1 protein-coding gene is annotated in these 383 nt (G+C 42.8%); it reads right to left on the bottom strand.

The genetic code is table 11. The features are described from left to right. A partial coding sequence (locus tag GVL50_RS28680) for a citrate/2-methylcitrate synthase (RefSeq protein WP_306109868.1) occupies nucleotides 1-192 on the bottom strand: 192 nt, incomplete at its 3' end. Between the last annotated feature and the right edge of the window lie 191 nt (nucleotides 193-383).

The raw sequence follows: 383 nt of genomic DNA on the forward strand, positions 1-383 counted from the left end.
GCCATGTACAAGCAAGTGAGCAACTTCTTCAAACTCGCTACCTGCCGCAAGGTCAAGAATGTCATAGCCACGATAGTGCAAGTCGTTACCGCTACGTCCTACGGTACATAGTGCTGTGTTGCCTGCAACTTGTCCGCTAAGTGCAACTGATTTTTTTGGTTTGAAGCCTGTTGTTGTTTCATTTGAGCTCATAGAATCATCCTTTATATCAACCAGAATTTGTTGTTTGTTCAATTTTTACTTTGGTGAAAACGCGACAGCGTCTTGCCGAGTTCTCATCCAATTTTTGGATTAACCTGCCGTTCGCCTTACTTTTCACGGATGAAAAGTAAGCAAAAATCCTTGTTGGTCTGACGATATATCCCTATATCGCAGTCCAACGT

Source organism: Pseudomonas sp. 18058 (assembly GCF_902706155.1).
Classification (GTDB): domain Bacteria; phylum Pseudomonadota; class Gammaproteobacteria; order Pseudomonadales; family Pseudomonadaceae; genus Aquipseudomonas; species Aquipseudomonas rustica.